Below are 23918 nucleotides of genomic sequence, written 5' to 3' on the forward strand. Positions count from 1 at the left end.
GCGTAACTACGTCACAAAATTGATCACTGGCAGCCTCTTCGGGCTGTTCAGCCGTGCCCCATCTGCAGCAGGGCGTAGAGCAGCAGCGCGCACAGCCCGAGCCCGGCGAAGGCGACCAGCCACAGTCGCCAGGCCAGCCGTCGGCGATCGGGAAACAGCGCGCTGGCCATGTCGCCAGCCGGCACCGCGACCCGCTGTACCCCACCGTCGCGCGGCTGCCCGGCCGCGGCCGGCGTCAGCGCGTTGCGGGCGGTGACGCCATCGCTGTCGCACAGGCTGCCGAGCAGCGCACGGCGACGAGCGCGATAGTCCTCGCGGGTGATGCGCCCGTTGCGATGGGCTTCGTCCAGGGTCCGCAGACTCTGGTTGGCGCGACGCTCGCGTTCGTTCATTTGATTTCCCTCAGCAGGCGCACGCCGACATCGTTCTGCGCGTTGCCGCCGTCGGCGCGGTGCGCGTCGACCGTGCAGTCGGACCAGTAGCTGGTGTAGCTGGCGCCGCGCACGGCCACTGTCCCGCCGCTGACCACCCACTCCCACACGTTGCCGGTGAGGTTCACCAGCCCCCACGGATTAGGGCTGCGTCCCAGCGAGGAAATCGGCGCCCCGGTGCCGTCATCCGCCGCCGCGGTAGGCGGCACGCAGTTGCTGTCGGCGGCCTGCTTCCAGCCGCCGCCGGCGCGCGCTGCGGCCAGCCACTCGGCATCGGTCGGCAGCCGATAGGTAAAACCGGTGGACTGGCTGAGCCACGCAGCGTAAGCCTTGGCCTGGGCCAGCGAGATGTTGCTGACCGGCAGGCTGCCGGACAGGCGATCCTCCACCGGCTTGGGCGTGCACTGGTGCGTGGTGCTGCAGTAGCGGTTGAAGTCGCTCACACTGACCTCCGCGCGCGACAGCGCGTACGGCCGCCCGCCAGCCAGCCCCGGCACCACCACCAACGCGGGCCCGCGCTTGCCGGCCACCTGATCGGCGCAGATGCGGCCCTTGCCCACCAGCGCCGGGTCGCCGCAGGGGTCCGAGCCACCGGCCGCCGCTGCGCTGGCACCAGCAGCGGCGCCGGGCTGGCCGGCCGGTGCGGGCGCCTTGGGGGCGCCAGGCGCCGGGCGCGTGCCGGGTGCGGCGCCCTTGGTCGGCGTCGATGCGCCGCTGGCGGTCGATGTGGCCGGTGTGGCTGGTTCGGCATTCGGCGTCGACACCGGGGTTGCCGTGGCCTCGCCCGGCTTGAGGCTGTCGAGCAGGTCGGCCAGGTTGCCCTGCGGCAGTTGCCCACGCAGCTTCAGTGCCGACTCGAGCTTGCCCAGGGCCTCGGGATCATCCTTGCGCGCGGCCGCCAGTTGCTGGCGCATGCGAGCCAGGTCCGCCGCGGAGGCACCTTGCGTGCGCGCCTTCATGATGTCGGCCAGTGCGTCGTAGCGCGCCTTCGCCTGGCGCAGGTCGTCGCGGCTGCCCAGCGCCTTGATCGCCCGCCCCAGCGCATCCGACGCCGCGCTGTAACGACCGCGCTGCACGGATGCCGCGGCCTGTCCGAGGTAGGCATCGGCCAGCAGCTTGGGACCGTCCTGCTTGAGGAAGTCGGCGTCCGGCTGCAGCGTGCGGATGCGCGCCAGCGCTTCCTGCGCCTTGGCCACGTCGTTGGCTGCGGCGGCGCGCTTCATCGATTCGATGCGCGCCGTGACCTCGGCCGCGGCGCTCTCCTGATCGAGGCGCGCCTGCACGGCCTTCTGCAGTCCATCCAGACGATCGCGCTGGGCCAGCAGCGGCGCGGACGCCGGCGCGTACTTCAAGCCCAGCGCCACGGCCTGCTGGGCCTGCGGCAACTGAAGCGGATCGTTCTGCGTGGCGACCTGCGCCGCGATGGCGGCGGCCAGCGCAGCCACCTGCTGCTGCGTCTGCGCACCGCGGTCGCTGGCGAGCGTCGTCATGGCGCGGGTCACCCCGGCCTGCCACTCGGCATCCAGCGTGGGCCTGGCCGCCAGCTCCTGCAGCGCCTGGTGCGCCTGCGGCACGCTCTGGCCGGCGGCCGAGGCCACCGCCGAGGTGCTCGCCGCCGCGCTCTGGGTCGCTGCGGCCACCTGGGCCGCGCGCTGCTTGAGTCGTGCCGAATCGGGGAGTACCGCCAGCGCCTGCTTCAGCTCATCGCTGGCCTGTGCGGCGTTGTGCGCGGCCAACGCGTTGCCGATGGCGACGTCGTACTTGAGCTCCAGCTCGGCATTCTTCAGCAGGCTGCTGCTGGGGTCGATCGCGCGGATGGTGGCGAGGATCGCCACCGCGTTGTCTGGCTGGTCCGTGAAGATTGCGCCGGCATCTATGCGCTGCGCCAAGCGCGTGTCGAGCTGGTTGAGCAGGTCGTTGCGCTCCTGCTCGATCGCGCCGCGCTTGAGATCGAGCTTGGGCGAATACAGCTTGAGCCGGTCGCGCAACTGGAACACGTGCTGCGCCTTGGCGTAGTCGTAGCGCTGGCGGGCGGGATTCCAGTAGCTGTCGATACGGTCGAGCAGGAACGACTGGATCAACTCGCCCTGGTCGATCACCAGCCGCGTGCGTTCGTCGTCGCCGAGCGTGGCCAGCGCACTGACGGCCTGGTCTTCGTTGGCGTAGTGCTGTGGATCGGACGGCTGGAAGCGCGCGATTACCTCGTTCACATCGCGCTGGTGCAGGTAGTGGCGCGCGCCCCAGCCGCCGGCCACCAGGATCACCAGGCCGATCGACCCAAACACCATGTACGGCCCGATGCGCTCGCGCAGGCTCACCTCGCGCAGGCCTTCGACGAGGTCGGCGGCGCTCTTCAATCGCTTGTCGCCAGTGAACGCCACCGCATCGCACAGCGTCTGGTACTGCCGTTTGGTCAGGCCGGGCACCGGCGGCGGCTTGCGCCCCTCCTTCATCGCCACTTCGGCGCTGACCTTGTCGAACGGGTGCTTGCCGGTGAGCAGCTCGAACGCCACGCAGCCCAGCGCGTAGATGTCGTCGCTGGGGGTGGGCTCCTTGCCCTGGATCATCTCCAGGCTGGCGTAGGCCGGAGTGAGCGCGCCCAGCGTACCGGCGTCGAACACGGTCTGCTCGCCGACCTGGTCGCCCATGTGCTTGCCGGCACGCGCGATGCCGAAGTCGAACACCTTCGGCACGCCGTCGCGGGTGACCATGACGTTGCCGGGTTTGAAGTCCGAATGCACCACACCGGCACCGTGCGCGCGCTTGAGCGCCCACGCCATGCCCTCGATCAGCGGCCGCGCCTTGGCCAACGGCATGCCGTTGTAGGCACGCTCACGGATCAGTGTCTTGAGGTCCGAGCCGTCGACATACTCCATCGTCATGAAGACGATCGTGCGGTCCTTGTCGAAGTCGTAGACGCGCACGATGTTGTCGTGCGCCAGCGACTGCGAGCGGCGCGACTCGCGCTGCAGGGCGATCAGCGAATCGGGATGGCGGCGGAACTCGTCGTTGAGCACCTTCACCGCCACGTACGGGTCGCGGTCGCGTGCCTCGACCTTGCGCTCGTCGCGGGCGAGGAACACCACGCCCATGCCGCCGCGGCCTATCTCCTTCTCTAGGTGAAAGCGCCCCTTCAGCACGCTGCCGACGGCGGCGTAGTCGCCGCCCTCGACCTCGGCCATGCGCTGCCAGCTGTCCATGTTGAAGCTGCTGCTGGTGCCGGTACCGGTGCCGGTGGCGCCCTGGGTGCCGGTCACGCTGGTCGCCTGCACGTCGCCGCCGCGCGGCGTCGACGCGGGCTTGACCATGGTGGCCTCGTCATCCGGCGCAGCGCCGGCGCGCGGCACCGAGGCGGGCTGCACGATGGTGGCGTCCTGGTCGCCCGATGCGCCGGTGGGTTGGACCACGGTGGCGTCGTTCGGCGCCGCGCGCGAGCCAGCGGAGGGCTGGATCACCGTGGCATCCTCGTCCGCCGCGGGCGGTCGGGCCGTGTTTCCCTGCAGCGAGCGCAATCGGGACAGCAGCGCCTCCACCGCCTCGGCCGACAGGCTGCCTTCCTCGCCCAGCCGCTGCACCAGCGCCACTTCCTCGCGGTGGATCGGCTCGGGCTGCGAACCGCGCGAGGCGAGCACGTCCAGCAGGGTCGATAGCTGCAGCTTGTCGGCCTGGTAGGCGGCGATGAGTTCGTTGAGAAAATTCATGAAGAGAGAGTCTTGTTCAATCCTGGAGCCGCACGACGACGGCGGAAACGTTGTCTCGCGCGGCCCGGCCCAGCGCCACGCCGAGCAGGTTGTTCAGCACGGTCTGCGGCGGGTCCTGCGGGCGGCACTGCACCTCCATCTCGGCGTCGGACATCTCCTTGTTGATGCCGTCAGAGCACAGCACGAACTGCATGCCGGCGCGGCAGCCGGCGATCTGCCAGTCGACGAAGAGCTGTTCTTCGGCACCGATCGCGCGGGTGAGCACGCCGGCGCCCGCCTGCGGCTGTGCCGGCAGTCCGCCGAACTGGGTGACGTCGTCCTTCATGCCGTGCACGTGGTCGGCGCTGACCTGTTCGAGGCGGCCGTTCTCCACGCAGTAGGCTCGGCTGTCGCCAACCCATCCGCACAGCATGAAATCCTTGTGGTGCACCAGCAGCACCACGGTGGAGCCGATGATGTCCACGCCGCGAGTGTTGGCCGTAGCGATCAGGTCGGTGTTGACCTGCACCAGCGCGTCCTCGATCGCCTCGATGAAATCGAACACGCTGCCATCGCGCCTGAGCGCACCGAGGCGGTCGACGATCAGCGCGCTGGCATAGTCACCGGCCGAATGGCCACCCATGCCGTCGGCCACCACCCACAGGCCGAGGTCGTCACGCACGAGGATCGCGTCCTCGTTGTGTCGGCGCACCTTGCCGGTGACGCTGAGGCCAGCCGAAACGTAGGAGTTCGTCATGACGCGATCTCGATGACGGCCAGCGGCCACGGCGAAGGATCGGTGCCCAGGGCGCAGGCATGGGCGATGCGCGCGCGGGCGCTATCGCAGTCCGGCAGCGCCAGCGCCTGCGCCAGCAGCGCCGGGTCCAGCGCCATCAGCCGGCGCGTGGACAGCAGCAGGAAGCGGTCGCCCGGCTCCACTGCGCACACGATGTCATCGCACTGCGGCTCGCCGGCACCGCCCAGACCCACGGCCACGGCGCCGCGGCGGTTGGTCAGCAGGGTGTCGACGCCGGCCGACGCCGACGCGCTCTCGCCGGCAAACACCGGGCGCATCTGGCCACGTCGCCACTGCCACGCCTCGCCGGTGCCGATGCGCAGCAGCGCCGCCCAGCGGCCGGTGGTGTGCAGCGCGATCACCGCCGCGTCTTCCATCACCGGATCGATCAGATCCTCGCTGGTCGCCTGCAACGCGGCGTGCCGCGCCAGCAGCCGCTCGCGCAGCTTCTGCATGCCGCCGGAGAACTCGCCCGGCTGCATCGCGGCCGCCCCCGCCTGCGCGGTGGCGGCGCCGCGGCAGCGCGGATCGTGTGCGCCGTCGTCGGCGGCCAGCACGGTCAGTGCGCCGTCGGGACTGCGATAGACCGTGTTCATCCCCACTGCCGCGGGAGCCGGCGACGGCTCGGCCGGCCCGGCGTGCGCAGCGGATGCAGGTGCGGGTACGGATGCCGGCGGCGGCGTTGGTGCGGGCGGCGCGGCGGCGCGCGCGAAACCCGGCACCGTGACGTCGTCCGGAACCTGCTGCGCGGGCGCACCGATGCCCTCGAGCAATTCGGAGAGATCGTCCGGCAGCGTCGCCGGTGCGGCCACCGGTGCCGTCGGTGCGTGCGCCGGTTCCACTGCAGCCACCGGTGCGGGCGCGGCCGGTGGCGGCGCCGCAGGTGACGCTGCGGCAGCGGGCGCAGAAGCGCCGAACGAGCGCAGCGAACGCCAGCTGTCATCGGCATGGCCCGCGTCGAGGAAGGCGGCATAGCTGGACGGCGCCGGCAGGCCCTGGGTGAGCATCGCGCTGGCCGGCACGGCGCCGGCGCCGTGGGTCCACCACAGGCACCATGCACCGCCGGCGGCAGCCACCTGCTGCCACAGCGTTTCCAGGAACGCTTCGTCGTGACCGTGCACGCGCAGCGGCATGCGCCAGTGCGTGGACGTGCGCCAGTCGATGCCTTGCAGAGCGGCGGCCGGGTCGCTGCGCAGCACCTCCAGCGGACCCGGCAGGCTGGCCAGCCGGGCATCGAACGCGTCCGCCGCCGAGGCGTGATATCGCGCTTCGGCGTGGGCATGTTCCAGCGCATCGAACCAGCGCTGCGATTCGCGCAAGGTGTGCGCCACGGCCGCCCGCTCACTGCCCAGCGCGGCGGCCATCACCATCGGAAAGCAGCGACCGACGCGGTCGGACGCCGGCGCCATCACCCCAGCCCAGGCGGTATCGCCGCACACGCCCGGTGCCAGCACGAAGCGCCAGGCCGGGCTGGCGTACCACGCGTCGTGCCAGCGCTCGCCCAGGCGCTCGCGACTGGCCGCCACGGCGTGTTCGAAGTGCCGATCCCAACGCTCCACGAAATCGGCCGGCAAGCGCCGCTGGACGAAGTCACCCGCGCCCGGCAGCTTGCCGAAGAAACCCACCGATGCCGCCATCCCCCCTGTTGGATTGGGCATCGCTCAACCCCCGCACCGAAAACGTTGCACGTCGGTATTGAGGAACGGGTTCTTGAGGTTGTTCGCCTGCAGCGTGAGCTTGGCGATGTGGCCGCCGAAGTTCAGCGTGGCAGTGAAGCGCAGGTCCGACTGGCGCGTGAGCGACGCCGCCTGCAGCGCGCGGAAGAACGCCCAGTCGCCCTGGTAATCGACGCTGCTGATCAGGTTGCCCGCGGTGTCGTAGGCGGTGAAGGAGACCTGGCCGGGCTGCGGGCCGGGCCATTTCATGGCCGCGCTCATCGCGCCGCCGGGCGTGTACTCGTACTTCTGGCCATCGACGGCGATCACCAGCTTGCCGATGCCCGCATCGAGCTGCGGCGCCTGCCAGGTGAAATCGACCTCGGGCGTGGCGCTGCCGTTGCGGAAATACATCTGCTTGATCGAGTCGGCCAGCTGCATCTGCGCCAGCATGCCGGGCGAGCCGCTGACCGCGCCGGGTCCGCTCTTCCACTGCCAGTTGCGGCCGCTGGCGTCGACCAGCTTCTCCAGCGTCTGCTTGTAGAAGCTGTCGAACTGGCCGCCGTAGCCGAACAGCTCGGCGAAGTTCTGCAGCGGGATCTCCGACTTGCCGTTGGGCGCGAACGGATAGCGGCCGCGGGTGAAGTCGGCGCAATCCTTCGCCACCGCCTGCTGGAACTGATCATCCAGCGCGCCCTTGGTGCCGCTGGCCACTAACGCCTGGCTCTTGCCGGTGAGCGCAGCGACCCAGCCGGACACCGGCGGCGGCAGCTGCGCGGCGGCCTGCTGCGCCAGCAGCAACTGCGGGTTGGGCTGGCCGGCGGCGCTGCTGAAGTCGGTCATGGTCAGCAGCGTCTTGCTGAGCTGGTCGAGCACGCCCAGCGTCTGGTCGATCGGCGCGGCCCCGGGCGCGCCTTCGCTGAGCTTGTTGAGCGTGTCGAAATGCGCGCTGATCGCGTCACCCGGTTTCTCCGTGGTCGCCGCGGGCGCCGAGCCGGCGGCGGCCGCCAGCGCACGGCTGAGCGCGCTCTGCGTGGCCTTCTTCTCGGCCGCCTTCTTCGCCGCGTCCAGCGCCTTGTCCGCACCGTCTTCCGGCGGCGCGCGCAGCAGGTCGTGGGTGTTGTCGCGTACCACGCCGAGCAGGGCCTTGAGCGGCGAGCTGGGGCCGGACAGCTTGGCGGCAATCGCACTGGCGTCCTGAATGTTGGCGATCGGCTGCAGTTCCAGGTCGGCCAGCAGATCGTCCCAGGCCTTGATGTAGTCGGTCTGGTACAGCGCCAGCACCTGCTGCTGCAGGCGCGCTTTGCCGATCGCGTCGATCGTGCTGGCGCCGAACACCCAATCGTCCTTGGTGAAGTCGTTCACAGCCTGTTCGATGCCCTTGCCCACTTCCTGCGCGAACACCGGCTGGGTGAACAACCCCGGCAACGGCGTCGAAAGCGGCGTGCCGCTGCGCCGGCGGAACACATTGCCGAGCAGGCCCAGCGCCTTGTCCAGTTGCAGCGGCGACGGGCCGTTGGCCTCGGCCGAGAGCTTGAGGCTGCCGTAGACCAGCGCCGACAGGTCGGCCGTGCGCAGCGTGGCGCGCGCCTGTTCCACCAGGCCGTTGTCCAGACTGATCGCACGCAGCCGGCCGGGCTCGTCGACCAGCGCGTGGAAGTGCTTGGCCGCGGCCGCCTGCAGCACGTCGTCACCGGGGAACACCTTGCGCCACTCGATGGTGGTCAGCGCCTCCAGCTGGGCCGGATCCTGATGCTTGGGCTCGCCCAGCATCAGGTAACCCTTGAGGTAGTAGTACAGCGCCTGCGGATCGCTGGCGTTGCCGGTGAGGCCAGAGCGGAACTGCGAGGCCACGCCCGGCAGCAGGATGCCGTTGAGCTCGCGGATGTAGGCATCGTGCACTTCGCCGCCCACTGCCTTGCCCTGGTACAGGCCAAAACGCATCAGCCACGGCACGTGGCCCTTGTACTGCCGCGCTACGTCCTGCACGCCCGACAGCGCTTCGAGCCGCTCCAGCGCCATCGCGAAATAGGCTTTCTGGGTGGGCGCCGCGGAGAGATCGCTCTTCACCGGATACCCGGCCAGCGCCTGCTGCACCCTGGCCAGATAGCTGCGGTTGCGTCCGTAGCTGGTGGCCATGCCGATGAACAGCAACGCGGTGGCCAGCAGCACGCCGGCGTACGAAGCGGCCTGCAGCAGGATCTTCTGCCGCTCGAGCTTCGGGTTGGTGCCGGCGAAGCCGGACTCCTTGAACAGCACGTCCTTGAGCAGTCGCTCGACGAAGAAGGTGCGCTGCTGCGCGCCCTTGGCCTGCACGCGCGCGGCATCCACGCCGAAGGTGCGCGCCACCGCGCTCATCATGCGGTCGATCGGCGCACCTTCCTGCGTGCCCGAGGTGAGATACACGCCGCGCAGCAGCGGCTGGCTGGCGTAGGGGTTGGGCGCGAACACGCCCTCCACGAACTGCCGCGCCACATCGCGCAGGGCCGCCAGTTGCTGCGGGAACGACAGGATCGCCGCGCGCCGACTGCGGTCGTTCTCGGCGTGCAGGCGATCAAGCACGCGCGTGTTGAGCCGGTCGAGCAGGATCTGGAACTCGTCGGCGAACGCCTTGGCCGCGCTGCCGTCCATGGTCTTGTTGACCGGGAACGACACGCCCCACACCTGGCTGCGCAGCTCGGGGTTCAGGTCGTCGAAGAACTCGCTGAAGCCGGCGATCAGGTCGCACTTGGTCAGCACCAGGTACACCGGCACGCCGATGCGCAGGTGCTCGGCCAGCTCGTCTAGCCGGCGGCGCACGGCCTGCACGTGCTCGTAGCGTGCGTTGTCGTCCAGCACCAGTAGGTCGGACATGCTCATCGCGATGACCACGCCGTTGATCGGCCGGCGCTTGCGATAGCGGCGCAGCAGCTTGAGGAACTCGGCCCAGGCCGAGGCGTCGGCGTTCTTGTCCGAATCCTGCGTGGTGTAGCGCCCGGCGGTATCGAGGAACACCGCCTCGTCGGTGAACCACCAGTCGCAGTTGCGGGTGCCGCCGATGCCGCGCAGCGCCTGCTTGCCGAAGCGGTCCGACAGCGGGAAGTTGAGCCCGGAGTTCTGCAGCAGCGTGCTCTTGCCCGAGCCCGGCGGGCCGATCACCACATACCACGGCAGCGTGTAGAGATTGCCGCCGCCGTGCTTGGCCTTGCGCAGCGTGTCTACCGCCTCCTGGAAACGCGTGGCGAGCTGGGCGCGTTCACCGACGCTGCGATCGTCGCCGGTGCCGCCAACCGATGTCGCACCGGCATCGGCCCCGGCGATGTCGCCGGACATCTTTGCGGTCTTGCTGCGCAGGCGCATCTGCTGGATCTGCAGCGCCACCACCCACACCACCAGCAGCACGATGATCACCACCAGCCGCGTCACCGGGCTGGCCAGCGGCTGGCTGTCGCCGATGCCGAGGTAAGGACCGCCGAGCCAGATCAGCAGCGACAGCAGCAGCAGGCCGACCAGCGCGATGAACCAGCCGGACTTGAGCAGGGAAAGAAACTTTTTCACGCGCTCAACCCTCCGGGATGTACTTGATTTCCACACGCCGGTTGCGCGTGCGGTTGGCCGGAAGATTCGGCGGCAGCGCGATCGGCTGCGAAGAACCCGCGCCGCTCGATTCCAGCCGCGCCGGGTTGTCCAGGCCCTGGCTGAGGATCTCCAGCACCGAGCGCGCGCGCGCGGCCGACAGCTCGAAGTTGTCCTTGAACTTCAGCGAGTGGATCGGCTGGTCGTCGGTGTGGCCGACCACGATCACCCGTCCGGCCACCTGGTTCAGCGCCGCGGTGATCGCGTGCAGCACCGGCAGCTCGCTGGCGCTCACGTCCACGCCACCGGAAGCGAACATGTCGGCCGCGCCCAGGCGCACCAGCGCGGTGCCGTCGGGCTGCTCGTCCACCGTGAGCTTGCCGGCCTGCTCCTCCGGAGCCAGCAGTTGCTTGAGGCTCTTGTGCGGCACTGGCGGCAGCGCGCGGGCATCCGGCGGCGTGGCGCTGTCCAGGCCGATCTGAGCGATCTGCGCACTGGCCGGCGCGGAGGCCGCGTTGAGCCGCGTGTAGAACACCACGAAGGCGACCAGCAGCACGCACGCCGCGGCCGCCGCGATCACCCACAGCGGCACGTAGCGGATCAGCGGGTTGCGCCGGTCCTCGATGCCGCGCCAGTGCGGCGCCAGTTCGTCGGCGGCCGGCGCGCGCTGCGCCTTGATGCGGCGGTAGAGGTCTTCCTGGATGTCGGCCAGCTTGGCGCGCCCGCCCGATTCGATCTGGTAGCGCCCGCCGAAACCCAGCGCCAGGCACAGGTACATCAGCTCGATCAGGTCGATGTGCCGGCTGAAGTCGGCGCACAGCCGCTCCAGGATCTGGAAGAACTTGGCACCGCCGTACGACTCGCCGTGAAAGGTGACCAGCAGGGTCTTCTGCGCCCAGCCGCTCTGCTCGCCCCACGGCGCGTTGAGCACCGACTCGTCGAGCATGGTGCACAGGACGTAGCGCGCCGCGGTGACCGTCTGCGCCGGCAGGCCGGCGGCGGTGGCGTGGCTCTCGAACTTGCGCACCTGCGCGATCACCTGGTCGCGCAGGTGGGTGGCATCCGGCGGCGAGACGCTGTGGCGCAGCTGCACGCCCAGCAGCAGCAGCGGGCTCGCGGTCTGCACCAGCGGGTTCATGCCGCCGCCGAGGAACTCGCTGATGTCCGCGCGCGCCGCCTCCATCGGTCGCGCTGCAATGGGTGCGGCGGCGGGCGGCGGTGGTGCGTAAGCCGGCGCGGCCGGCGTCGGTGCGGCACCGGCCTGCCCGCGTGGGCGCACCACGGTGGCGTCATCGGGAATGGGCGGGTTGCCGGGGCCGTTCGGTGTGTTCATGTGCTCACCCTCCTCGGATAGCCCAGAGCTGCAGGTCGAGACCGGCGAACTCGCTGCCGAAATGGAAGGCGATGCCGCCGGAGGTCTTCAACTCGCGCCACATCGGCGAGTGCTTGTCGAACTCGAAGTACAGATAGCCCGCGTTGTACGGGATCTGCCGCGGCGCCACCGGCATCGGGCTCACCCCGATGCCCGGCAGTTGCAGGTTGACCAGATCGCGAATCTTCTCCACCGGGCCGATCTTGGACACCGCCGGCAGCTGCCGGCGCAGGTCCTCGGACTTCAGATCCGCCTTGGCCGCCAGCACGAAGGCGGCGGTGTCGAGCAGGGTGAGGTCCGGTACCACCGCCACCCATACGCCGAACTTGCGCTGCTGCAGCGGGATCGGCGTGGCGGTCTGCTCCATCACCGCGCTGAGACTGTTGCGCAGCGCGACGATCACCGGCTCGAAACTCTCGCGCAGCGCCTCGTGGCGATACGCGGGGAACGCGCTGGGCCGCTTGCCCGGCGCGGTGAACGTGGCCAGCTCGCCGGCCATCATCACCATCACGCGATACAGCTCCTCCGGATGCACCAGCGGCGCTTCGGCCAGGTGCGCCACCAGCGGCTGGCAGCGGTTGACCACCTGCAGCAGCAGGAAGTCGGCGATCTCCGCCGCGCCGCCGCGGTCGGTCACCGCTACGCGGCTGGCCAGCGCCTCGCCCCGCTGATGCAGCAGGCCGAGCAGTTCAGTGAGGAAGGTCACCAGCCGTGGCACCGCTTCCACGCTGAAGCCGCTGGGCATGAAGCTCTCATCCAGCATCACGCGACGGTCGGAGCGGCATTCCACAATGCGCGCCAGCGGCAGCCGGGTGAGGCCCTCCAGCGGCTGCGATTCGGGCAGCAGGCGCGCGGTCATGCCGCCTACTTCGAGCAGCGCGGTGCCGTCGGTGCTGCCGGAGGCGTCGCGCACTTCGGCCTCACGCACGCGGTAGCGGAACAGTTTTTCTGCAGGCGCTTCGGGACGGCCGCTGTCGGGCTGGGTCGGCGAGCGCAGCGGCAGAGTGAGGTAGACGGTCTGGTCGCGCCAGTTGCCGTCCACGTCCAGCGGCGGCGGTAGCGGATCGTCGCCGGGCATGGCGAACGGCGTGCCGTCGGGAAATACGCCGCGCGCGCGCTTGATGCCGAGCTTGCCCACGGCGAGCAGGTCGGTTTCCAGCTCCAGCTCGGTGAAGCCCCAGGTGTAGGGACGCAGCGCCCCGGCGCGCAGCTCGACGAAGCGCTCCAGGTAGCGCTCGTGCTGCTGCAGGTGCTGGGGCCGCAGAAACAGCCCTTCGCTCCATACCACTTTGTTGTTCTGCGTCATTCGCTTTGCGCCCATCTCGAAAAGGTTCAACGTCGGCATGGCACCGACGCTTCGTGCATGCGCTTACCGTCGCGCGCTGTTGCGCCGCGCCGACTTCAGCCGCGCCAGCTGTTCCTCGTAGGCCCGCGCGAACTCGTCGCCGAACAGGCGCCGGAAGCAGTCGTCGGGGTTCTTGATCAGCGCCTCGAAGTTCTCGCGGTACTTCTCCCAGTACTTCGCCTTGCCGCCGAAGGCCGAGCGCTTGCCGCCATCGACCTCCTGCTCCAGCCGGTCCGGGCCGAAGTGCGCCAGCAGCGACTCGAACGCCGCGCGCACGCCGGCGAGCATCGCCATCTGATGGCAGCGGATGTCGTCGAACGCGTCGTCGAACGCGGCCGGTCCGGAGAGGAACGCAGCGTTGGGCGGCGAGAGGATCTTCTGCAGCGCCTCATCCGCATTCGGCGCGAACTTCAGCGGGTTGTTCTCCGAACGCTGGATGATGGTGACCGGCAGGCGGAAGGTGTTCTTGATCTCGGCGCGCGCGCGCAGCACGTCCATCACGCCGTCGACCACGATGCCGAGCATCTGCTGCACGTCCGGCGACAGGGGCATGGCGCCGGACGGAGCCGCCATCGCTGGCGCCGACGCGGCCGGAGGCGGCGCGGCGGAAAACGGTGCGGCTGCCGGTGGCGCGAAGGCGGGCGCCGGAGCCGGGGCGGGAGCAGGCGACCGCGGCGCGAAATCGCCCACGGTCAGGTCCCAGTTCTCCGGCAGCGCCTGCGCCTGGCGCTGCCCCTCGGTGGTCGGCGGACGGAAGTGGTCTTCCATGCCCGCGCTGTGGTTCCAGCCGGGCGTGGCCGGCGTGGGACCGGCAGGGGCCGGCGCCGACGAGGCGAACGGCGCATCGAGAAAGCTCAGCGGATCGAGATCGGCGCCCCCCAGCGGCGAGGCGTCGGGTATCAGGCCGCCATCGCGCAGGCCACCGCCCGCCGGCGCCGCGGGCCCGAGGCCCAGATCCAGGAAGTCGTCCAGCGGATCGGCCGCGCGCGGAGGAAACGGCGACGACGAAGGCGGCGGCGAGGTGGCGAAGATGTCTACCGGCGCGGGCGCCGGGGCGGGAGCTGGCGCGACGGGCGCGGCCGCCTGCACGTTCACCGACACCTCGAACGAGTCGATCTGCAGGCGATCGCCGTGCTTGAGCGCGGAGGGCTCGCCCTTCACCAGCGGCACGCCGTTGAGCAGCATGCCGTTGGTGCTGCGGTCCTCGATGAAATAGATGCCGTTGAGGCAGCGGATCATGGCGTGCACGCGTGACACGCCCGACGAGCTCAGCACCCAGTCGCAATCCTCCGAGCGGCCGATGCTGCCATCACGGCCTTCGAACGCCTTCTGGCTGCGGCTGCCGAATTGCGCGGCATGCGCCCCGGTTACCGCCAGTACCAAGGTGGGTATCGTCGACACGCTCAGCTCCCCTTTGCTGCTTGGGCCCGGCACGCCGGCGTCTGCGCGCCGTGTCGTGCCGCGGCCTGGTGATGACGCGGGTCGGCCAGCGCGCTCATGGCTCGCTTCCGCCGGCCTGCAGCAGGCTCATCGCCCGCTCGATGTAGCTGGTGCGGCGCGCCTCGAACTGCGTGGCATCGAGCGCGGCCATCAGGTTGATCGCGGCCACCGTGGCGCGCGCGGTGAGGTGTTCGGCCGGCGGCACCGGCGTTTCCTGCGCTGCCGGCGCCAGGCTGCCGCCCGACCAGCCTGCCGCCGCGGCGATCCACGCACCCAGCGCCTTGTAGCCGCCGGCGTGGGCGAACTCGAACGCGGCGCGCCGGTTGCTCTCGCTGGGATCGCGCACCCACTGTTCGGCCAGCGAGGCACCGATGCGATCCTCCTGCGACAGCGGCTGGTCGCGCGCGCACTGGCACAGCCAGGCCACCGCGTAGCGCTTGGGCATCAGCCGCGCGAGCAGCTTCAGTGCGTCCTGTGCCTGGCCGGCGGCAAGCAGCTCCTGCACCGCGGTCTGCGGCGACATGTCCGCACGCAGCCGGGCACTGGCGTCCGGGGTGAGTTCCATCTGGACCGAGGCGTGGATGACTGCCGACATGCCTGATTCCCCCGTCAGCCGATCATGATGATGCCGCCGGAGACCTGGGTCATGGCGTCACCCTTGACCGAAGTCATGGTGCCCTTGACCGTGGTCATGGCGGTGCCGGCCACTTCGAGCATGCCGTCCGAGTGGGCCTTGAGACTGGCGCCGGCGCCCAGGTCCATGGTGGCGCCGGCCTTGATGCCGACCTCCACCTGCCCCTCGATCTTCACGCCGATGTCGCCGGTGATCTTGATGTTGAGGCCCTTGATCTCGATGTCGCCCGAGCTCTTCATCACGATGCTCGACGCGCCGGTGACCAGCTCGATCTCGGTACCTGCACTGAGCTTGAACTTCTGCCCGATGCTGGTGGTGCCGTTCATCGTGACGTCGAGCGTGTCGCCGTTCTGCACGGTGACCTTGCGGTCGTGCTTGATCGTCTCGGTCTGGTCGTTGTTGACGGTGAGCGTCTGGTTGTTCTCCACCGTGGTGGTCTGGTCGTGCTTCACGGTGAGCGTCTGGTCGTTCTTGATCGTGCTGGTCTCGTCGTGGTCGATGGTGACCGTGTGGTCGTTTTCGACCTCCTCGACCATGTCCTTCTGCGCGTGGATGAAGAACTGCTCGGAGCCCTTCTTGTCCTCGAAGCGCAGCTCGTTGGCGTCCTCGGCCGTGCCGAGCAGGCTGCGGCTCTTGATGCCGCTCTGGGTCTTGTTGTCCGGCAGCGCGTACGGCGGCATGTTGTCGGCGTTGTAGACGCTGCCGATGATCAGCGGGCGGTCCGGATCGCCTTCCAGGAAGCTCACCACCACCTCCTGCCCCACGCGCGGGATGCTCACCGCGCCCCAGTTCTTGCCGGCCCACGATGACGCCACGCGCACCGGGCAGGAGCTCTGCGCCTTGTCCTTGTCCGGCTTGTTCCAGTGGAACGTCACCTGCACGCGGCCGTACTTGTCCACCGCGATCTCTTCGTCGGTGTCGCTGCCGCACACCACCGCGGTCTGCAACCCCACCACGCGGGTCTTGGCCACGCTGGGCAGGTTGCGGAACGGCGTCTTGGAGGTGATCGCCTCGAAGCGGCACTGGAACGGCTCGTCGCCCTGCTCCGCGCCGGCGTGGTAGCCGGGGTCGGACAGATCGATGGTGGTGGCGGTGACCAGGTATTCCTGGTTGAGGTCGGCGAGCGGGAAGTCCTTCAGCGTGAACAGGCCGCCGGCGGCCATGCCACAGGCGTTGGTCTGCCCGTCGAACGCGCGGTGCCGCACGTTGAGCGCTTCCACTCGCACCTGGGCGTAGTGGCGGCCGTCGTCGGCGGTCGCGTGCATGCCCGGATAGTCGAACACGTCCAGGCCGGACACGCCGTGGAAGCTGCTGCCGTCGTCGATGTTCTCGGTGCCCAGCAGCGAGGTCTTCGGGGTGAGCGGGTCGTAGTCGGTAAGCTGGTACTTCAGCGCGTGCACGCTCTCGGCTGCGCCCCACGAAAACACCGACGCCGCCTCGCGCTTGCCGTACTCCATCGGCGGGCAGTACGGGATCTGCGTAAAGCCGCTGATCGCCGCGTGCGCACCCAGCGCATCGGCCAGCACCATGGTGTGCGTGCTGGCGGTGTGGGTGAAGTAGTAGTAGATGCCCTCCTGTTCCATCAGGCGGGTGATGAAGTCGAACGTGCTCTCGCGGTACTGCACGCAGTAGTCGCGCGCGGCGTAATCGCCACTGAGGCTGAGCTTGACGTCGGCGTAGCCGATCTCTCCCAGCAGATCCTTGACGATGGTCGGCACGCTCTTGGCGGTGTAGATGCGGCAGTCCACCTTGCGCGTAAGCAGCCACGGCTTGGGTACCAGCTGCACGCGGTAGCGCGTGTAGCGCACCTTGCTGATCGTCTCGAAGCCGGTCTGCGCCGCCTCGCAGACGATGCCGTGGAAATGGCGCTGGTAGCCGTCGTCGGTCTTCAGCGTCACCACCATCGGCGTGCCGAGCAACTTGCGCAGCTTCACCGTGGGGTTTTCGCTCAGCAGCTCCACCTCGTAGGAGAACAGCCGCCCGAGCTGCTCGCTGGCGCGCATCCGCACGAACAGCAGGGAGTTGTCGATATCACTGTGTACGGTGATTGCGTGGGCCATCGGTGATGTCTCCAGGGCAGCCGGCTCAGCCGCCGGCCGTCGTCGAAATGCAGCGCGCGCGCACCACCCAGCCCAGCACCGGCTTGCCCGCTTCGCGGCGCAGGGTGTCGGGGCGGATCGTGATCTGGTCAAAGCCGCTGGCTTGCAGCACGCGCTCCACGTAGGCGTGCGAGTGGCGATAGCGCCCGCTGGAAGTGAGCTCGGCCAGCTCGCCCTCTCCTTCGATCGCCTCCAGCGTGAAGCCCACCCAGCCACCCGGCCGCAGCGCGCCGGCGGCGGCGCTAAGCACCGGCCCCAGCTCGCCGAAATACACCAGGGTGTCGGCCGAGATCACCAGGTCGAACGCGTCGCGGCGGGCGCCCAGCCAGGCGGTCAGCTCGGCCACCTCGAGCGCGTCGTAGCCGCCGCGGGCACGCGCCTTGTCCACCATGCCGCCGGACAGATCCACGCCGACCAGCTGGCGCGCGCGTTCGCGCACCAGCGGCGCGCACAGGCCGGTGCCGCAGCCGGCGTCGAGCACGTCCAGCGAGGCGGGCGCGGACGGCAGTACCTCGTCCAGAAAGCCCATGAGCACTTCCGGCGCGCGGTAGCCGAGATTGTTGAGCAGCTGCTCGTCGAAGCTGTCGGCGAAGCCGTCAAACACGTCACGCACGTAATCGTCGGCGGCCCGCGGCGGCGCTTCGGCCGCACCGCAGGACGCGAGCATGTGGCGCGGCACCGGGTTGTCGGGCTCGCGCGCCAGCCAGTCGCGGTAGACCTCGGCGGCTGCCTCGTGGCGACCGAGCATGTACAGCGCGATGCCCACGCCCTCCAGCGCGCGCACGTTGCGGTCGTCGCAGCGGAACGCCTCGCGGAAGCATTCGGCCGACTGCTCCAGGTGCTCCTCGTTCTGCGCGTGGTTACGCAGGAAAAGGCCCAGCCGGTAGTGCCCGTGGGCATAACCAGGCGCCTGCTGCAGCAGCCTGGTATAGGCCTCGAACGCATCGTCCAGCCGCTCCTGCGCCTCCAGCACCACGGCCAGGTTGCTCAACGCCTGGTAGTGGCCGGGGCCGCACTCCAGCGCGCGGCGGTAGCAGGCCTCGGCATCGGCCAGCCGCCCGCACTCCTTGTGCACGTTGCCCAGATTGTTGTGCGCATCGGGATGACGCGGGGTGATCTTCAGCGCCGAGCCGATCAGCACCAGCGCCTCGTCGCTGCGACCGCGCTGATGGCTGAGCACCCCCAGGAAGTGCAGCGCATCGGGCTGCGCCACCTGCATGTCCAGCACCTCGCCATACAGGCGCTCGGCGTCGCCGAGATTTCCCGCCTGGTGCGCCTGGATCGCGCGCTGCAGCACCGGCGCATACGCCTTGGGCGCAGCCTTGGCGGCCTTGCGCGAGCGACGGAACGGGCGAGTGGCGGCGTTCATGCAAGCCTTCCTCAACTGATCAACACGGTGAAACAACCGAGCACGATGGTGCCGCCGTGCGCGCAGCTATCGCCCATCCGCGCTGCCGGCTGGCCACCGATCAGCACTTTGGGCGAGCCCATCACGATGTTGTCCGGCGGGCCGACGCATGTAGCCATGTCGCCCATGCGGGCGGCCGGCAGGCCACCGATCAGCACCGTGGGCCGGCCGGGGGCGGTGATCGGGCCGCCCACGTGCGGCACCACGCCGGTGATCATCGGGCAAACGTGCATGTCGGTGAGGCGGGCGGCCGGCGGCATGGCTCAGTACCCCGCCCGCGCGCCAGCAGGCGCGGCAAGTGCGTACGAACGGCATCGCTGGAACATCCGGCATCTCCCCTGGTTTCGCGCGGCCAGCCCGGTTCCGCCAGGCGGACCGACATGGCACTCCATCGTTAGGTGCGTAAAAGGGCGGCGGATTTGATCATCAGGCCTGCTCACCGCCCGCCAGGGCGCTACCGCGCGGCGCGAAGCGAAACCGGCGCAGCCGGGCCGCCGCGCAGCCTCGGGCCACGGGAACGGCGCGCCGCGCCCCTCCTGCGCTCAGAAATTCACGCAATGACCGGCTTCGACATGCAGATCGTTCTCGATGCCGGCGAGAATCTGCGCGTCGTTGGGCGAGAGGTTCGCGTAGACCTCGTCGCCCTGCACGCCCTGGCGGATCAAACGCGACACCGCATCGACGCCCTGCGGCGACATGCCGGTGCTGGCGAGGAAGGCGTCCACCTGCTCCTGCTGGCGCTTCAGGTCACTGTGCTTCCAGCGCCCGACCTTGATGCTGTCGGCAATGTTTTTGCCCAGACCGATCGGCGACCCCTTGTACAGCGCGTACAGGCCCATGACGGCGAGGATCTTGGTCTTGCTCACACGGCTGTCGGCCGCCTTGAACTGGCGGCCCAGGTTCTTCTGCTGGCTGATGCTCTCGCGCGCCCCGAAAAAGTGCCGAAGCCCCGCTCCAGTTGCTTTGGCCAATCGCTTCATGGTCACTTGCCTCGCTACTTGCTCAGGTGATCGGGCGGTACGCGGACCGGATGGTGTCTTCCTCGCCAAACGATCGCGCCGCCGGCGAAGCCCGCTCCGGACTGGCATGGCTAGGCAGCGCACGGATCGATCCGCCCGTCAGGAAAGATGCAGCTGCTTGAGCGCCTTGCTCTTGACGCTGGCGAAGAAGCCCTTCTTCACGTGCGTGCCCTTGTCCGAGGCCAGCCCTTCCAACTGCAGGCGCGAGGAGGCGATGTTCTTCGTGGCGATCTTGATCAGCGGGTCCATCTGCTTTTTCTTCATCGCCTCCACCCGATCCATCCAGCCCGGCAGGCCAATGTCGGCCACGAACATGTTGGCCACGGCCGAGGTGTCGGCGCAGGTGATCAGGTAGCAGCCCAGGATCGGGCTTTCGTTGAACACCGTCAGATCGAGTGCGTTGGGCTGCGCCAGGCGCTTGTTGCCGGCGCGCATGTCCTTGATGTCCAAGCCCAGGCTGACCAGGGTCAGGCCCAGGCTGGCCATCGCGTTGGCCACGCCGATACCGGCGGTGGTGGCGGTGCCGAAATCGGCGAACAGGCCGCCGATCTTGGCGCCCGTGGCCACGCTTTGCTGGGCCAACTTCACCGAGTGCTGGGCCAGGTCGCGCTTGATGATCACCTGGATGGCTTCGGCCGCCGCATACGGATCGCCCATGCGGAAACCCTGCTTGTAGCCGTCGCTCTTGTAGAGGTTGTAGCCGTCCTGCGCCACGGCCTTGCCGGCCTTGGCCAGCTTCACCGCGCTGGTGACCACGCCGAGGATCGGCGTCACCTCGGCCACGAGCTCCTTGAACACCTCGCCGCCGATCGCCTCGATCACGTCCTGGATGTTGTGGACGTCGGCGCACTCCACCATGAAGCCCTCGAACGCCTCGCGCATGCCCGGCAGGCTGACCGCCTTGCTGGCAGTGCTGCCGCCCTTGGCCAGCTTGCTGACCGATGACTTCATCGACTTCACGTTCGAGGCGAACGACTTGGCCGTCGACAACTTGCTCGACGTGCCGAAGACCAGCTTCGTCCCGCCGAACATGTTCACCACCAGCTGGCGGCGCGCCTTGGCCAGCTCGCCCAGGGCCATGAATTCTTCGCGGCTTAGCGGCTTACCGGGCATGACGATGCTCCGGCCACCCATACACGAACAGCACCGCGTTGCCCGCGTGCCGTGCAGACATGCTCTCGATGTTCATCCCACCCCTCATCCGCCCTGAGCGTCGTCGACGCATTACCCCGGATCGCGGCGCGAGGAAACCCCGCGCCGTGGATCCCGATCTATGCCATCCAGGCGCATGCTTCCCCGCAGGGCAGCGATGTGGTCCTCTCAAGGGAGAGTGCGCAAATCAGGCGGAAATCCTGTCAGCGCCTTTCCCCGATTGCGGCGAAGCCCGGTAGCGGCAAGAGAACGCATGTGGTGCGAACGCGCCGGCCAGAGATCGACCGTTGCTGCCGCCCAACCGGCATTCACACGGTGATCGGCGACGAGAAAGAGCTGCCGCCGCCACCTCCCACGCCGTCGTCCGGGTCCTCGTCCTTCCGCCAGTGCTTGACCGGCGGCTTGCATGTCGCCGGCAAGAGGCTCCAGGGATCGACCCAGTGCGAACTGGCCTCCGCGGTCACCCAGCTTTCCGAAAACCGAATGCCGAGATAAGTCAGTACCGCTCGACACAGAGGACAGATCGGTTTGCTGACGCCGATGCGCTCGATCTCGCGCCCCGGGTGTTTACCGCGCAACAGATAATGCAGCACGGCATACATCTCTGCGTGCAGATGCGAGCCCCCGCCGGGCTTGAACGTGAGATCGTGATCGGCGTAGTGACGGGTGCCGTACTCCTCCATCGCGTTCATGAAGCGCTGCGCGAATACGACATGACGTCCATTGCTTTTGCGCACCACTGCGGTAACGCACTGGTCACCCCGGCCTTGCCAGTTGTAGGCGTTATGAACGTTGTAGGCCACGTCATCGAGGGACGACCGGTTTGAGCTGGTGGTGGGCGCCGCCCCCAGCAGCGCCGCGCTGGCGCGGGCGACGATCTGGCGTCGATGCTCTGCCTCGCGCTCGCGTTGCGCGAGCTCCTGTCGTCGACGCTCTTCACGCAGTTCCTGGGCGTCACTGGGTGTGAGACGAACCCGCCCCCGCCGGCGGGAGCAGTCGCGCGCATGGCCGATCCCGTCGGCAGTCAGGTTTTCGCGGCACTCTGGACACCTCGCCATCGGATATCTCCTTTGAAAGCATTGGACTTCATCGCTCCGATCAGCGCTCGATCCCGACAGGGTTTCCCGGTGGCGGCAACGCGAGCACCAAGGAGCTGGTCCCCGGCGACACGTTGCTCGATTCCCACAGAGAATCGGCAGCGGCCTATTGCAACTCTGGCCTGATCCGGTAGGTGACATCCGGCCCCCAGCCACCTGCCTGCTCAAGCCATTCAAGGCAGTTGTCACATGGCGTCCAGAGCTCGGCGCCGTCATAACCCGTGGGGCGCCCAAACGTGATCCGGCTCAAGTCGATGACGTAACCAGCGCGCCTGATGTACCAGAGCAACTTGGACAGTGCCTGGGCTTCAGCGCACGCCCATGGAGAGCGCCGGAGTTCATTCACGGCGTTGATGTGCGCATACAAGGCCGGCGCGTAGGCTCGCACGTTGATCGACGGCGCCCGCCTGTCATTGACGGGACGATCCACGGCATTTTCGCCGCGTGAGAAAATGGGCCCGTGGTTGTGGCCGTGATTGAAATCCGCAGTAATGGTCGGCATTCGATTCCTCCTTTGCCTTCATCAACCTTGACAACATTTCGGGCGAGTCGACGACGGGCCCGATCCTTCCGTATGCCACCCTGACCGCCCACCTGACATACCCGCAGGAAGAAACATCGGCCCGTTGAACGCGGTTATCGCACCGGCCTTGTGCGCCCAAAGCGCCCGAATCAAACTGGCACCACGGACGGCCGCATCGACGCCATTTTCTTGGACAGCAGCCCTGTCCCGGCCAGAGCCATGCCTGTGCCTCCTTCTGTCCAGCGCTCCGAAAGGCTCAGCTCACATGGCCCAGCGCCTTGGCGTAGTTCTTCGCTGCCAGCTTCAGGCCTGCGTTGTTGGACGGATCGGTGGCTACCGAGGCGCAATTGCTGAGCGTATGCGTGGCCCCCGAATAAAGTTTGTAGCCGCCATTGGGAATACGCAGCGACGTGACAGCCGCCAGCGTGCCTAGATCGGGCGGTGGCTTAGGCAGGTAGCCACTGATGGTCTGCAGGGATTGCAGCACCTGGTTCTTTTTCAAACTCAGCGTGAGGAAGGCCGGCGCCGGGAACAGGCAGAACGGATTGCCGCCGGCGCCCGGAATGTCGTAACCGGTCAGTGCGGTGTAGTTCTCCTTGTCGTAGTTGCATTCGACCTCGTACTGGAAGTCGACGCCGGGACAGGCCAGCACGAAGCGCCTCACCGCGTCCTCGAACTCGTACATGAAAGGGTGGTTGGTGCCCGAGGTCAGCGTCACCAGATTGTCGGCATCGTCGCCCTTGCCGCCCAGCGCGTTGCCGATCAGGTGCCCACGGTTGTGATGGGCAGGACAGCTGCCGTCGAGCCAGCCGGGAGGATTGATCAGATTGCTGGGCCCACTGCCGCCGCCCATGTTGGTGGAGTTCAACACCACAGTCGCCTTGGTCACCACCGTGGCGGTGACCTTGTTGACCCAGGTGCGGCTGATGGCGGATTTGGTGAAAACGGGTGTGCACATGACGGGCGTCCTTGCGTGTACGGATGAGGGATGTGATCGGCTCGTTGCAGCGCCCGTCAGGTGGTGTACATCGCCGTCCCGGCGGTGGCCGGAAACAACAGCCAGGTATTGCCCGGCAGGCTGTCGTACTTCTTGTCGAAATAGATGAGGATGGTGATGTTCTTGCTGGCTGCCAGTGCGCGGTAGCGGGCGCAGCACGAGAGGCACGGGCGCGTGGTTTGCCCAATGCCCAGCAGGGTCACGCCGGTCAGACTCCCAGAGATGCTCTTCCACAACGCGCGTTCGGCGCAGTGCGAGGCGGTGCTGTTTATCGCGAACGGCGCGTTCGAGGCCAGGTCGGTCTTGGCCAGCTTGCTGGTGTCGTTGTCGTAGTTGGCGCTGAAGGCGTTGAAGTAGATCGCGTTGCGATCGCTGCCGCCGGCCGGCACCTCGATGGCGTCGTAGACCGCCCCCAGGCAGGCGGCGTTCGGCAGACCGTGCTGGCCACCCAATGTTGAAAGCGTGCTACCGGTGACCAGGTTGGCCGCCGTCAGCGCGGTGGTGGCCGCGTTGTCCCATTCGGGCACGTCGGAGGTATCGCGTCCGGTGGTGGTGGCCGTTACCACCAGGTCCCACCCTTTGTTCTTCCCGCACTTCGTGCACTTGCCCGGCTTCTTCGTTGCGGTGACTACCTCGTTGCATTTGTCGTTCTTGCACTTGTAGTTGGCCATGGCCTTGCTCCTTTCATGCGCCCGATCTTGGATCGGCTCGCGCC

The 23918-nt window shown here is 68.4% G+C and carries 18 protein-coding genes; all 18 read right to left on the minus strand.

Going from position 1 to position 23918, the window contains the following annotated elements; all coding sequences use genetic code 11:
• Positions 1–47: 47 nt before the first annotated feature.
• Positions 48–392 carry a hypothetical protein gene (locus tag ACTHJF_RS13685; protein ID WP_440267594.1) on the minus strand — a complete coding sequence of 115 codons (345 nt, stop codon included), beginning with the start codon at positions 390–392 and terminating at the stop codon, positions 48–50.
• On the minus strand, positions 389–4132 hold the full coding sequence (locus ACTHJF_RS13690; protein WP_440267595.1) for a protein kinase domain-containing protein: 3744 nt from the start codon (positions 4130–4132) through the stop codon (positions 389–391). The genes ACTHJF_RS13685 and ACTHJF_RS13690 overlap by 4 nt, the downstream gene beginning before the upstream one ends.
• Positions 4133–4148: 16 nt before the next feature.
• Positions 4149–4868 carry a PP2C family protein-serine/threonine phosphatase gene (locus ACTHJF_RS13695; RefSeq protein WP_440267596.1) on the minus strand — a complete coding sequence of 240 codons (720 nt, stop codon included), beginning with the start codon at positions 4866–4868 and terminating at the stop codon, positions 4149–4151.
• Positions 4865–6544, minus strand: coding sequence for a type VI secretion system-associated protein TagF (gene tagF, locus ACTHJF_RS13700; RefSeq protein WP_440267597.1), 1680 nt, complete (start codon positions 6542–6544; stop codon positions 4865–4867). Before tagF ends, ACTHJF_RS13695 begins: the two co-directional genes overlap by 4 nt.
• Before the next feature lie 24 nt (positions 6545–6568).
• A complete protein-coding gene (gene tssM, locus ACTHJF_RS13705) occupies positions 6569–10099 on the minus strand; it encodes a type VI secretion system membrane subunit TssM (RefSeq protein WP_440267598.1) in 3531 nt (1176 codons plus the stop codon).
• A 4-nt stretch (positions 10100–10103) separates the two neighbouring features.
• On the minus strand, positions 10104–11300 hold the full coding sequence (icmH, locus tag ACTHJF_RS13710; RefSeq protein WP_440255629.1) for a type IVB secretion system protein IcmH/DotU: 1197 nt from the start codon (positions 11298–11300) through the stop codon (positions 10104–10106).
• A 154-nt stretch (positions 11301–11454) separates the two neighbouring features.
• Positions 11455–12795, minus strand: a complete 1341-nt coding sequence (tssK, locus tag ACTHJF_RS13715; RefSeq protein WP_440267599.1) for a type VI secretion system baseplate subunit TssK — start codon at positions 12793–12795, stop codon at positions 11455–11457.
• A gap of 63 nt (positions 12796–12858) precedes the next feature.
• Positions 12859–14235: a type VI secretion system-associated FHA domain protein TagH gene (gene tagH, locus ACTHJF_RS13720; RefSeq protein WP_440267600.1), complete on the minus strand. Its 1377-nt coding sequence runs from the start codon at positions 14233–14235 to the stop codon at positions 12859–12861.
• A gap of 94 nt (positions 14236–14329) precedes the next feature.
• Positions 14330–14869, minus strand: a complete 540-nt coding sequence (locus ACTHJF_RS13725; protein WP_440267601.1) for a DUF6931 family protein — start codon at positions 14867–14869, stop codon at positions 14330–14332.
• Between the two features lie 14 nt (positions 14870–14883).
• Complete coding sequence (locus tag ACTHJF_RS13730) at positions 14884–16968, minus strand: type VI secretion system Vgr family protein (RefSeq protein WP_440267602.1); 2085 nt, start codon at positions 16966–16968, stop codon at positions 14884–14886.
• A gap of 25 nt (positions 16969–16993) precedes the next feature.
• Complete coding sequence (locus ACTHJF_RS13735; protein ID WP_440267603.1) at positions 16994–18376, minus strand: tetratricopeptide repeat protein; 1383 nt, start codon at positions 18374–18376, stop codon at positions 16994–16996.
• An 11-nt stretch (positions 18377–18387) separates the two neighbouring features.
• Positions 18388–18675, minus strand: a complete 288-nt coding sequence (locus ACTHJF_RS13740) for a PAAR domain-containing protein (RefSeq protein WP_440267604.1) — start codon at positions 18673–18675, stop codon at positions 18388–18390.
• A 282-nt stretch (positions 18676–18957) separates the two neighbouring features.
• Positions 18958–19395, minus strand: a complete 438-nt coding sequence (locus ACTHJF_RS13745) for a hypothetical protein (RefSeq protein WP_440267605.1) — start codon at positions 19393–19395, stop codon at positions 18958–18960.
• A gap of 138 nt (positions 19396–19533) precedes the next feature.
• Positions 19534–20547, minus strand: a complete 1014-nt coding sequence (locus ACTHJF_RS13750) for a hypothetical protein (protein ID WP_440267606.1) — start codon at positions 20545–20547, stop codon at positions 19534–19536.
• A 347-nt stretch (positions 20548–20894) separates the two neighbouring features.
• Positions 20895–21644, minus strand: coding sequence for a hypothetical protein (locus ACTHJF_RS13755; RefSeq protein WP_440267607.1), 750 nt, complete (start codon positions 21642–21644; stop codon positions 20895–20897).
• Between the two features lie 145 nt (positions 21645–21789).
• Positions 21790–22185: a hypothetical protein gene (locus ACTHJF_RS13760; RefSeq protein WP_440255617.1), complete on the minus strand. Its 396-nt coding sequence runs from the start codon at positions 22183–22185 to the stop codon at positions 21790–21792.
• A gap of 277 nt (positions 22186–22462) precedes the next feature.
• The gene (locus ACTHJF_RS13765) at positions 22463–23164 is read right to left on the minus strand and encodes a DNA/RNA non-specific endonuclease (protein WP_440267608.1); all 702 of its coding nucleotides are present in this window, start codon (positions 23162–23164) and stop codon (positions 22463–22465) included.
• Between the two features lie 56 nt (positions 23165–23220).
• On the minus strand, positions 23221–23874 hold the full coding sequence (locus ACTHJF_RS13770; RefSeq protein ID WP_440267609.1) for a hypothetical protein: 654 nt from the start codon (positions 23872–23874) through the stop codon (positions 23221–23223).
• Positions 23875–23918 lie beyond the last annotated feature (44 nt).

The sequence above is a fragment of the Dyella sp. genome (assembly GCF_051962475.1).
Classification (GTDB): domain Bacteria; phylum Pseudomonadota; class Gammaproteobacteria; order Xanthomonadales; family Rhodanobacteraceae; genus Dyella_A.

Bases quoted from the DNA above. Each gene is read 5' to 3' on its own strand.
- ACTHJF_RS13685 (WP_440267594.1), bottom strand. From the start codon at position 392: ATGAACGAACGCGAGCGTCGCGCCAACCAGAGTCTGCGGACCCTGGAC.
- ACTHJF_RS13690 (WP_440267595.1), bottom strand. From the start codon at position 4,132: ATGAATTTTCTCAACGAACTCATCGCCGCCTACCAGGCCGACAAGCTG.
- ACTHJF_RS13770 (WP_440267609.1), bottom strand. From the start codon at position 23,874: ATGGCCAACTACAAGTGCAAGAACGACAAATGCAACGAGGTAGTCACC.
- ACTHJF_RS13750 (WP_440267606.1), bottom strand. From the start codon at position 20,547: ATGCCCGGTAAGCCGCTAAGCCGCGAAGAATTCATGGCCCTGGGCGAG.
- icmH (WP_440255629.1), bottom strand. From the start codon at position 11,300: ATGGAGGCGGCGCGCGCGGACATCAGCGAGTTCCTCGGCGGCGGCATG.
- ACTHJF_RS13725 (WP_440267601.1), bottom strand. From the start codon at position 14,869: ATGTCGGCAGTCATCCACGCCTCGGTCCAGATGGAACTCACCCCGGAC.
- ACTHJF_RS13745 (WP_440267605.1), bottom strand. From the start codon at position 19,395: ATGAAGCGATTGGCCAAAGCAACTGGAGCGGGGCTTCGGCACTTTTTC.
- ACTHJF_RS13740 (WP_440267604.1), bottom strand. From the start codon at position 18,675: ATGCCGCCGGCCGCCCGCCTCACCGACATGCACGTTTGCCCGATGATC.
- ACTHJF_RS13760 (WP_440255617.1), bottom strand. From the start codon at position 22,185: ATGCCGACCATTACTGCGGATTTCAATCACGGCCACAACCACGGGCCC.
- ACTHJF_RS13735 (WP_440267603.1), bottom strand. From the start codon at position 18,376: ATGAACGCCGCCACTCGCCCGTTCCGTCGCTCGCGCAAGGCCGCCAAG.
- ACTHJF_RS13695 (WP_440267596.1), bottom strand. From the start codon at position 4,868: ATGACGAACTCCTACGTTTCGGCTGGCCTCAGCGTCACCGGCAAGGTG.
- ACTHJF_RS13730 (WP_440267602.1), bottom strand. From the start codon at position 16,968: ATGGCCCACGCAATCACCGTACACAGTGATATCGACAACTCCCTGCTG.
- ACTHJF_RS13755 (WP_440267607.1), bottom strand. From the start codon at position 21,644: ATGGCGAGGTGTCCAGAGTGCCGCGAAAACCTGACTGCCGACGGGATC.
- tssK (WP_440267599.1), bottom strand. From the start codon at position 12,795: ATGACGCAGAACAACAAAGTGGTATGGAGCGAAGGGCTGTTTCTGCGG.
- tagF (WP_440267597.1), bottom strand. From the start codon at position 6,544: ATGGCGGCATCGGTGGGTTTCTTCGGCAAGCTGCCGGGCGCGGGTGAC.
- ACTHJF_RS13765 (WP_440267608.1), bottom strand. From the start codon at position 23,164: ATGTGCACACCCGTTTTCACCAAATCCGCCATCAGCCGCACCTGGGTC.